At 60.3% G+C, this 9,550-nt stretch carries 8 protein-coding genes and 3 pseudogenes; 7 read left to right on the top strand and 4 right to left on the bottom strand.

Annotation, left to right across the window (positions count from 1 at the left end; genetic code table 11):
* Positions 1-1,376: ABC transporter substrate-binding protein (locus tag NKI99_RS33025; protein WP_352613645.1), on the top strand; the 1,376-nt coding region annotated here is incomplete at its 5' end.
* A 550-nt stretch (positions 1,377-1,926) separates the two neighbouring features.
* Here NKI99_RS33025 and NKI99_RS33020 read toward each other — a convergent pair.
* Positions 1,927-2,124, bottom strand: a pseudogene (locus NKI99_RS33020) (ABC transporter substrate-binding protein); the annotation flags it as partial.
* A 174-nt stretch (positions 2,125-2,298) separates the two neighbouring features.
* Here NKI99_RS33020 and NKI99_RS33015 point away from each other — a divergent pair.
* Both NKI99_RS33015 and NKI99_RS33010 read left to right on the top strand, forming a co-directional pair.
* Positions 2,299-2,720 (top strand): annotated as a pseudogene (locus NKI99_RS33015) (ABC transporter substrate-binding protein); the annotation flags it as partial.
* A 19-nt stretch (positions 2,721-2,739) separates the two neighbouring features.
* Entirely contained in the window at positions 2,740-2,892 is a 153-nt protein-coding gene (locus tag NKI99_RS33010; RefSeq protein WP_352613648.1) for a hypothetical protein, read from the top strand.
* 220 nt (positions 2,893-3,112) lie between these two features.
* Here the strand turns inward: NKI99_RS33010 and NKI99_RS33005 are convergent.
* Positions 3,113-3,241: pseudogene (locus tag NKI99_RS33005) on the bottom strand (UPF0149 family protein); the annotation flags it as partial.
* 86 nt (positions 3,242-3,327) lie between these two features.
* Positions 3,328-3,999 carry an IS66 family transposase gene (gene tnpC, locus NKI99_RS33000; RefSeq protein WP_352613643.1) on the bottom strand — a complete coding sequence of 224 codons (672 nt, stop codon included), beginning with the start codon at positions 3,997-3,999 and terminating at the stop codon, positions 3,328-3,330.
* Positions 4,000-4,025: 26 nt separating this feature from the next.
* Between tnpC and NKI99_RS32995 the strand changes: the two genes are divergently transcribed.
* The gene (locus tag NKI99_RS32995; protein WP_352613641.1) at positions 4,026-4,151 is read left to right on the top strand and encodes a hypothetical protein; all 126 of its coding nucleotides are present in this window, start codon (positions 4,026-4,028) and stop codon (positions 4,149-4,151) included.
* Between the two features lie 88 nt (positions 4,152-4,239).
* Here NKI99_RS32995 and tnpB read toward each other — a convergent pair whose 3' ends face one another.
* Positions 4,240-4,494, bottom strand: a complete 255-nt coding sequence (gene tnpB, locus NKI99_RS32990) for an IS66 family insertion sequence element accessory protein TnpB (protein ID WP_352613640.1) — start codon at positions 4,492-4,494, stop codon at positions 4,240-4,242.
* Positions 4,495-5,511: 1,017 nt separating this feature from the next.
* On the opposite strand from tnpB, the gene NKI99_RS32985 reads away from it, so the two are divergent.
* Genes NKI99_RS32985 through NKI99_RS32975 form a run of 3 tightly spaced genes read left to right on the top strand, consistent with a single transcriptional unit; the run spans position 5,512 to position 8,982 of the window.
* Entirely contained in the window at positions 5,512-6,471 is a 960-nt protein-coding gene (locus NKI99_RS32985) for an ABC transporter permease (RefSeq protein WP_352613638.1), read from the top strand.
* Positions 6,468-7,322 carry an ABC transporter permease gene (locus NKI99_RS32980; RefSeq protein ID WP_352613637.1) on the top strand — a complete coding sequence of 285 codons (855 nt, stop codon included), beginning with the start codon at positions 6,468-6,470 and terminating at the stop codon, positions 7,320-7,322. The genes NKI99_RS32985 and NKI99_RS32980 overlap by 4 nt, the downstream gene beginning before the upstream one ends.
* Positions 7,315-8,982 (top strand): ABC transporter ATP-binding protein, encoded by a 1,668-nt coding sequence (locus tag NKI99_RS32975; protein ID WP_352613647.1) that lies wholly within the window; start codon positions 7,315-7,317, stop codon positions 8,980-8,982. The genes NKI99_RS32980 and NKI99_RS32975 overlap by 8 nt, the downstream gene beginning before the upstream one ends.
* Positions 8,983-9,550 lie beyond the last annotated feature (568 nt).

Here is a 9,550-nt window from a genome sequence, read left to right as displayed (position 1 = left end):
GCATGAAAGGGCCTCCAAAGAGCGAGTTGCGATGGCCCACTCTGCCAGAGTGCGGGCCACGATCCACTCCCCATGGGATCTGCCGCGCCTGCGAGGATGTGGTCGTTCAGGCTCCGGCGCCCGCCCGGCTGATCGAGAGCGGTTTGCCAACCGAGGCGACGGTCGCTCAGGTGCTGGTGTCCAAATATGCTGACCACCTGCCGCTCTATCGTCAGGCGCAGATCTATGCCCGGCAGGGCATCAATCTCGACCGGTCTACGCTTGACACGCTCAAGGCAAATGGCGACGAAGTCGTCGTCACACTGAAGGGCGGCAATGCTGACTTCCCTTATCTGATGACTGATTATCATCTCGTCATCCAACCGAACGGGGGCAAGGACAATCCGGCTGCCGGCATCGGCGCCGGCCCATACGAGATTACGGTCAACGAGCCGGGCGTACGGCACGGCGGCGAAAGATTCAAGAATTTCTGGCAGGACGAGAAGCGGGGCCATGCCGATCAGATCGAGATCATCGTCATCAACGACGCCACGGCGCGTATTTCGGCCCTGCGAAGCAACCAGGTCCACATGATCGACCGCGTTGAGCCGAAGGTCGTGGACCTGGTCAAGCATATCTCCGGCGTGACCGTCCAGAACGTTTCGGGGCGCGGCTACTATTGCTTCAACATGTTCTGCGACACGCCTCCCTTCGACAACAACGATCTTAGAATGGCGCTAAAGCTCGCCATCGACCGCGAGCAGATGCTCGCCCAGATCCTGCGCGGCTATGGCTCGGTGGCCAACGACTTCCCAATAAACGGTTCGTACCCGCTGTTTTCCGACGATATCGAGCAGCGCACCTTTGATCCGGACAAAGCCAAATTTCACTATCGGAAGTCGGGCCATAGCGGACCGTTCCTGCTGCGCACCTCCGACGTCGCCTTCCCCGGCGCCGTCGATGCCGCGCAACTCTATCAGCAGAGCTGCGCCAAGGCCGGAATTGCCATCGAGGTCAAGCGCGAGCCGAGCGACGGCTACTGGTCGGAGGTCTGGCTAAAGCAGCCATTCGCCGCCACCTTCTGGACTGGTCGCGCGACGCAGGACCAGGCGTACTCCGTCGCGTATTTGTCGACGGCCGCATGGAACGATACGCGCTTCGTCAACGAGAAGTTTGACAAGCTTCTCATCGAGGCGAGGGCTGAACTCGATCAGGGGAAGCGCAAGAACCTTTATCGCGAGATGGCAATCATCGTTCGCGACGAGGGCGGCCTGATCGCGCCGTTCTTTAACCAGTTCATCGATGCGACGGGGCCAGGCGTGAAAGGGTTCGTGAAGCATCCTGCGCGGGATATGAGCAACGCCTCCGCCTTAACTGTATGCTGGCTCGAGCCCTGACGGCGTGATATCTGACGCGGGGTAGGTGAGCCCTCGCCGCTGAGCTCTGTTGGTTCCCCTGCTCAAGAGCAGTGACTAATCGTCCTGCATGCCATGCAGCTTAGAACGCGCTTCCCAAAGTGGGGTTTGCGCGGTGGCGCCTTTAGCGCGGAGACCGCTCCCTGAGGGACTAGCGAGATCGCCTTATGCCGCCTCTTTCGTGCAGAGCGCGCTAAAAGGGGGGCGCCGGTGGATGCCAGCGTTGCCACCAGCCATCTGCCTAATGCATAGACGAACGTGCGCCGCGACCCCCTTGGGGTCGTATATCTCGTCAGGCACCGGAATCTTCCATCCGCGATGCCCCACATGGCAGTAGCATGCCCAACATCGGCTTCGCAGTGGCTGAAGCAACTGCGGCCTTGGAACTCTTTGGGTAAGCGTTTCACCAGACACCTTTCCCGAAATTTGTCTTGATGGTTAGGTCGCTTGTTGGTCGGCGCGCCGGCGCCGATCACTCCGGGTCATAATGGGTGACGTAGTGGAGTTCGCGGAGGGCGGGAACGGCGAGGGAGATGCTCTTCAGCACTCCCAGCGCCCCGGACTTTGACTGCGGGTCAGAGTGACGCTCGAGAGTCGACGCCACATCCTGCGGTGTCACGGCTTTACCGTCGTGGAACTCAAGCCCCTTCCGAATCTTCATGGTCCAAGTTTTGGCGTCCTTGCTGGCCCCAATACTCTCAGCGATGCGGTTTTCCAGTCCACCATCTGGCAGGAAGCCCGTCCTCGGCAAGCCCAGGCCAGGGCCCCAGACCGCGCGCTTCGTCGAGCATGAGGCCTACAAAGACCGAGAGTTACGGGGTCGATCCTGGTTGCCTAACGCGACGCGGTGGGCAACTGGCCCAGGATGTTCGACATCAGGAGCATATAAAACGTGTAGACGAGCATTAACACCATTAAAGTGAATGGGGACGAAGTCGTCGTAACCTTGAAGGACGCCAATGCTGACTTCCCTTACTTGATGACTGACTATCATCTAATTATTCAGCCGAATGGGGGGAAGGACAATCCAGCCGCAGGCATCAGCGCTGGGCCGTACAAAGCGGCGGTCAACGAGCCCGGCGTTCGCTACGGCGGCGAGCGTTTCGCCAACTTCTGGCAGTCAGAAAAGATGGGTTTTGCCGACCAGGTTGAGCTCCTCGCCATCACTGACGCCACGGCCCGGATCTCTGCGCTGCAGGCCGGTCAGGTGCATATTATCGACCAGGTCGAGCCCAAGGTCATCGATCTTATAAACGTTCGCCCAATCTGAAGATCGAGGCCGTCTCAGGCCCCGGCTACTATTGCTTCAACATGTTCTGCGATACGCAAGAACCTCTACCGTGAGATGGCCATCATTGTTCGCGACGAGGGCGGTGTGATAGTGCCGATGTTCAATCAGGCCGTGGACGCCATCTCCGATAAAGTGGGCGGTTATGTCGCTTGGCGCGACAATCTGATGAACAGCTTGGCTTTTGCCAAATGCTGGCTGACGGCCTAACCCCGTCGGCGTAGTGAACTTCAGCTCCTACGCTACCCGGCACCCACCTCATCGTTAGGAATAGTCCGCACGAGGCGACACGGACAGCTGATGCGGCACCACGGCCGCGGGTCGATGCCGCCGCTGGGCTTGGTGGCGAATCGGAGCGCGTAATCCTGCGGTTATCGAAGAGCGTCTCGTTGATCCGGTTGTGGATCCTGGCGACGCTGGCAAACGCGGCGTGATCGGTAGCAGAGCCTTTGGCCAGGACGTCGCGCGGCAACCCCATGAGCGGGCACATCCAGTCTTGCGGGTTCGCGAACCGTGGCCCGGTGACCGCCGCCGTTACGAAGCCATCCAGCGCCGACATCGTCCGCACCAGCGGGCGGCGGTTGGTCTTGGCGGCCATCCAGGCCTCCGGCGCCTCATCCGACAGCGCCATGTCATCGATCGCGCTCATGCCGCCAACGGGAGCGGCATCTCTTGGTGGCGCACCCAGTTCCACGGCATCAGCTCGTCCCAGCGCGAGGCTGGCCAGTCGTTCTGGATGCGCTCGGTGACATCGGCCATGTAGGCTTCGGCATCGACGCCGCGGAGCTTGCAGGTCTCAATGATGCTGAGCACGACCGCTGACCGATCGGCCGCGGCGAAGCTGCCCGAGAAAAGCCAGTTGCGCCTGCCGACCGTAAATCCGCGAATCGCGCGCTCCGCGATGAGGTCGTCGGGCTCGAGTTGGCCATCGTAGAGGAAGCGATTGAACGCTCGCCATCGCCTGGTGCCATAGGCGAAAGCCTTGGCGATATCGGCATGGCGCGACAGACCCTTGCCCTGGCGCATGAGCTGTCGTCGCAGCGCGCGGACCAGTGGTCGGGTCCGCCTTCCTCGTTCGGCCAAACGCTCGGCGGGCGGGAGCCCCCGTATCTCTTCCTCGATCCGGTAGATCGCCTGGATACCGGCCATCGCCGTCGTGCTGAGCTCGGTCGGGTGGCTGTCGTGAACGTCGAATATCTTGCGACGCAGATGGGCCAGGCAGGCGGCTTCTCGAATGGAGCCACCCTTGTAGAGCTGGTTATAGCCGCTGAAACCGTCGGCCTGGATCGTGCCGGCAAATCCGGCGAGCTCGCTCATCACGGATCGATCCGCAGCTGCAGGCGATGGATGCGAAGCGCGGCCTCGGCGCGCTCTCTTCGCAACTGCTCATCCCGTTCGGCGATGGTGGTGTCGCGGGCGGAAACGGCCGCCTCCAGAAGGGCGGTCCGGGCGAGGAAATCAGCGGTTGAGGGGCCTATTCCGACCCCAAATTACATCCCCGAACGACCTCCGTTACGGAAGCAGAATCGACACAAAATCAATAAGAAACGAGCAAAATCAGCCAGCCAAACGCGGTCGGTAAGTCATGCTTGGCCGGCGCCAGTCGATCCCGTCCAGAAGCAGCGAAAGCTCTGCCTTGGTAAGCGACACGCCGACCTGATCCTTGGTGGTCGGCCAGGCGAAACAACCCTCGGAAAGCCGTTTTGTAAAAAGGCAGAACCCCTGGTCGTCATGCGCCAGGATCTTGATGATATAACCCTTGCGTCCTCGGAAGCAGAAGATCGCGCCGGTATGCGGGTCGAGCGCGAGCACCGGCTGCACCTGCGTGCCAGGCTGTTGATCCCGCGGCGCATATCGGTCTCACCGAGCGGTCGGCACCACTGTGATCAACTTGTCAACTCCGCCAGGACGATACGCAGCGCCGTCGGATCGACGGTCCCATTGATCCGCAATCGCGCGCCGTGAGGAAAGGCAACGACGATCCTGCCGGCCGGGTCCGGGCAATCGACGACGGGACGCTCGACCTCGGGCAGATCGTTACTGCGATCCGCGCGAAAGTTGCCATCGCCTGATCGGCATCGAGCCCGGCGCCGGCCATCTGCTTGCGCCAGGCATAGAGCTGTGACGGAGCTATGTCGAACGCCGCGACCTCGGTCACCGACGACCCCACCGCGCTTGCCAGGTCGACCAGCGCGCGCTTCTCGGTGCAACTCCTCAGCCTTCGTTGCCGCGCGCCCCCGCGCACGGTTGCAAGATCTTCGGCCGCCGCCGCGGCGCCGCTTAACTAGGCGACCAGATCGCCCCTTGCATGTTCCGATGTCATGGCCCGAAAACTCCATGTTGATCGGCCTATTGCAAGGTGCCTTGGCGCACTGCTTACCTCTTGGGGGAAGTGGGCGTTTACAAAAAAGCTCGAGATTCACCACAGTTTTGAGCAGTCGTGTTGATCTGGAGTTCAGTCGCATCGCGCGCAAGGGCGTGATCTGCTGGACCGCAGTCATCCTGCGCTCTTAGACACGATGGCCCTCGTAGTAGAGTGCCCGCACCGATTGCTGTTGATGGCCGGAGCGGCGCGTTTTTTCGTAGGCCGAGAGTAAACGGCGATATCCTGCGTCGGGAGAGGGTAAATTAGCGCATAACGGGCGCATCTACCTTGCTACCCTCATCATGCAGAGTCCGCGTTGTTGGCGCTGAGGGGAAACATAGTAGTAGGGAACGTCTTATGTCACTTGAACTCAGGTATCTCAGCCGCTGCGGTAACGGCGACGAGTACACCAATCTGATGAATGGCTACGCGTTAGCCAAATGCTGGCTGACGGCCGGATTTCGATGATGTCCCCCATTGTAAGACTGATCACCCAGCGCATCGCGCTGGGCATCCTGCTCCTTTTCCTTGTCTCGATCCTAATCTTCGCCGGCACGCAGATCCTGCCAGGTGACGTCTCGCAAGCCATTCTCGGGCAATCGGCAACCCCGGAAGCGCTTGCCAATCTGCGGATGGAGCTTGGCCTCAACGATCCGGCCTATGTTCGCTACTTCCGCTGGTTGAGCGGTGTACTGACCGGCGATCTAGGCACCGCGCTCACCTCGGGACAGGAAATTACTGCGACGCTGCTGCCACGGCTTTGGAACACGCTCTTCCTGGCCTTCTGGGCGGCGACCGTGGCTGTCCCGCTCGCCATCATCCTCGGTCTTCTCGCGGTGCGCTACCGCAATGGCGTAATCGACAAGCTCATCTCTGGCCTCGCGCTTACCTCGACCTCGCTTCCCGAATTCTTCGTCGGGTACCTCCTGGTCTATCTCTTCGCTGTGAAGCTGCTGTGGTTTCCGGGCATCTCCATAGTCTACGATGGTATGCCGTTCCTAGAGCGCATGAAGGCCATCGCCCTGCCGGCGACGGTGCTAACGCTCGTCGTGCTGGCCCACATGATGCGTATGACCCGCGCCGCGATCCTGAACGTGATGCAGTCGGCCTATATCGAGACGGCCGAGCTCAAGGGGCTGAGGCAGATCGAGATCATCCGCCGCCATGCACTCCCAAACGCCATCGCGCCGATCATCAACGTGGTGATGCTCAACCTTGCTTTCCTGATCGTCGGCGTCGTCGTCGTCGAGGTCATCTTCGTCTACCCCGGCATGGGGCAGTATCTCGTTGACCATGTCTCGAAGCGGGACGTGCCCGTCGTGCAGGCAGTCGGTCTGATCTTCGCCGCCGTTTACATCGGTCTGAACATCATCGCCGATGTCGCAGCTGTCATAGCTAATCCACGGCTCAGGAATCCCAAATGAGCGTCTCGTCAGTCCCACTCGTCAAAGCGCGGCGTCGCATACCCATCGGGGCCGCGATCGGCTTGGTCTTCACTGGCTTGTTCGTATTCACGGCGATTTTCGCCCCGCTGATCGCGCCGCATCCATTGGGCGAGATCGTAGGCGACGTTTGGATGCCCATGTCTGGCGAACACTGGTTCGGCACCGATAATCTCGGACGGGATCTGCTTTCGCGCATGATTTATGGCGCTCGCACGACAATCTTGATCGCGGCGGCCGCTACTGCGCTTTCCTTTACGCTGGGTTCGATTCTCGGCTTCACCGCAGCCGTCGCCGGTGGCTGGTTCGACATGACGATGTCGCGGTTCGTGGACCTTTTGATGTCGATCCCGACTCTGATCTTGGCTCTTGTCGTGCTGTCGGTGCTCCCATCCAACGTGGTGACCCTGATATTAGTGATGGGTACACTTGACTCTACCCGAGTTTACCGGCTCTCACGCGCTGTCGCCGCCGACATTAACGCGATGGACTTCGTCGAGGCGGCCAAACTGCGCGGCGAAGGCCGGGGCTGGATCATCTTCCGCGAGATTCTGCCCAATGCGCTGTCGCCACTGGTCTCCGAACTCGGCCTGCGCTTCATCTTCGCTGTGCTCTTCCTGTCTGCCCTGTCCTTCCTTGGCCTTGGCGTGCAGCCGCCACAAGCCGACTGGGGCGGCATGGTGAAAGAGAACAAAGATGGCATCGTTTTCGGTATTTCCGCTGCCCTTATCCCAGCCGGCGCCATCGCAGCACTCGCAATCTCCGTCAATCTCATGGCGGACTGGATCCTTACCCGAACCACCTCTCTCAGGGGAGGGCGCGCCAATGCCTAAGGCGGTAATCAAACGAGTTCATGCCGGAAGCGGCCCGTTGCTGGAAATCAGGAATCTGCGGATCGAAGCAACGTCCTACTCGCCGGAGGGCAATCCGCAGAATACCGTCATCGTCGACGACGTTTCGCTGAAGCTGGAGAAGGGCCGCGTCTTGGGCCTGATCGGCGAGTCCGGCGCCGGCAAATCGACTATCGGTCTGGCCTCGATGGGATATGGCCGAGGCTGCGTGCGCATTACCGCGGGCCAGGTCCTTCTAAACGGGCGCGACATTCTAAAAGGCGGCGTTCAGGGATTGCGCAAGGTGCGCGGCAACAAGGTCTGTTATGTCGCGCAGTCGGCTGCCGCAGCGTTCAACCCGGCCCTTCGTCTAATGGACCAAGTCGTTGAGGCCGCGTTGCTGCACCGTGTCGCGACCCGCGCCGAGGCAGAGAGGCGCGCGGTGGCGTTGTTCAAAAAGCTCGGGCTGCCCGACCCCGAAACCATCGGCCGTCGTTACCCGCACCAGGTGTCGGGCGGTCAATTGCAGCGCGTAATGACGGCCATGGCTCTATGCTCCGGACCGGACCTTATTGTCTTCGACGAGCCCACCACAGCCCTCGACGTGACGACACAGATCGATGTGCTCGCTGCGATAAAGGATGCGATCCGGGATACCGGCGTTTCGGCGCTCTATATTACACACGACCTTTCGGTCGTTGCCCAAGTTTCGGACGAAATCATGGTGCTGCGCCACGGCAAGATGGTCGAGCATGGCGAGACGCCGCAGATCATCGAGGCGCCTCGGATGGACTACACCAAGGCGTTGGTGTCGGTACGTTCGATCGAGCACCAGGAAAAGAGGTCGGCAGCCAGTTCGGTGCTCGAGGTGAAGAATATCACTGCGGCCTACGGCGGTCATGTAAAGGTGCTGCAGGACGTTTCGGTCCATGTCGATGCCGGTCAGACTTTGGCCGTGGTCGGCGAGTCCGGCTCGGGCAAGTCCACGCTTGCGCGCGCCATCACCGGTCTGCTGCCGCCCACGTCCGGCATCATCACCTTTGCCGGCCGCACGCTCACGCCGAGGCTTGCGGAGCGCTCTAGGGATGATCTGCGCGAATTGCAGATGATTTACCAAATGGCTGACGTGGCGATGAACCCGCGCCAGACAGTTGGCACCATTATCGGCCGCTCCCTGGAATTCTATTTTGGCATGCGTGGATGCGAGCGTGACGATCGGGTGGCGGAACTACTCGATGAGATCGAGATGGGCAAGGGTTTCGTCGACCGCTATCCTGCCGAACTTTCGGGTGGACAGAAGCAGCGCGTCTGTATCGCCCGCGCACTCGCTGCCAAGCCGAAACTTATCATCTGCGACGAGGTGACCAGCGCTCTCGACCCGCTCGTGGCTGATGGCATCCTCAAGCTGTTGCTGCGCTTGCAGAAGATCGAGGACGTGGCGTATCTGTTCATCACTCACGATCTCGCGACCGTGAAAGCGATCGCCGATTCCATCGCAGTGATGTACCGAGGAAGGGTTGTGCGCTACGGCTCCAAATCTGACGTTCTCAGGCCCCCCTTCGACGCCTATACGGACCTTCTGCTTTCGTCAGTTCCCGAGATGGAGCTTGGCTGGTTGGAAAACGCCATAAAGGGACGCCGCATGGAAAGCGCAGGGAACTGAACTCTGGCGGCACGATAGCCGACTGGTTCGAGGAACACCGCTTGCGCAGGACAAAAGCGCGTGCGGCCACGCCCAATGACGAGCAAGGGCGACGCTGAAACAGAGCAGAAATTGCCAATTTGGATCCAGCTTAACCGGCTGACCGGGTGAAGCTCAGGACCGCTACCCCAATCTGCTGACCACCGGCTTATTTCCAGACCAGGAGACAAACGATTTTAGCGCCCGATCGTTATACCCGGTAGCGAGAACGTATCCCGGAAGCTCCGTCACGGTTGCACGTCGCAAAAAAGGAAAAACGCCAATTTACTGCGTCAATGACGATCTAGTAGGCGCCCATCCATTCACAATTGTACTAGCAGCGGTCAAGGCGGTCACACCGCTGGCTTAAACATGAGCTGACGCGAGTAGCTTCTTGAGGAGAGGCAAACGATGAATTGTTGTGAAGACCGTACACCGAAACCTTTTGAACCACGTTATGAAGTGGTTCTGCAAACGGGGCTCCGAGTTGCTATGCGCGACGGCGTAGAACTCGCGACGGACGTCTACCGCCCTCTCGGGTACACCGGCA

Source organism: Mesorhizobium sp. M0239, from assembly GCF_040321815.1.
Classification (GTDB): domain Bacteria; phylum Pseudomonadota; class Alphaproteobacteria; order Rhizobiales; family Rhizobiaceae; genus Mesorhizobium.
The sequence above is the reverse complement of the archived record's forward strand: the minus strand, read 5'-3'. Positions and strand labels throughout refer to the sequence as shown.

Bases quoted from the DNA above. Each gene is read 5' to 3' on its own strand.
- NKI99_RS33010 (WP_352613648.1), top strand. From the start codon at position 2,740: ATGGCCATCATTGTTCGCGACGAGGGCGGTGTGATAGTGCCGATGTTC.
- NKI99_RS32995 (WP_352613641.1), top strand. From the start codon at position 4,026: ATGGATGCGAAGCGCGGCCTCGGCGCGCTCTCTTCGCAACTGCTCATC.
- NKI99_RS32985 (WP_352613638.1), top strand. From the start codon at position 5,512: ATGATGTCCCCCATTGTAAGACTGATCACCCAGCGCATCGCGCTGGGC.
- tnpC (WP_352613643.1), bottom strand. From the start codon at position 3,999: ATGAGCGAGCTCGCCGGATTTGCCGGCACGATCCAGGCCGACGGTTTC.
- NKI99_RS32975 (WP_352613647.1), top strand. From the start codon at position 7,315: ATGCCTAAGGCGGTAATCAAACGAGTTCATGCCGGAAGCGGCCCGTTG.
- NKI99_RS32980 (WP_352613637.1), top strand. From the start codon at position 6,468: ATGAGCGTCTCGTCAGTCCCACTCGTCAAAGCGCGGCGTCGCATACCC.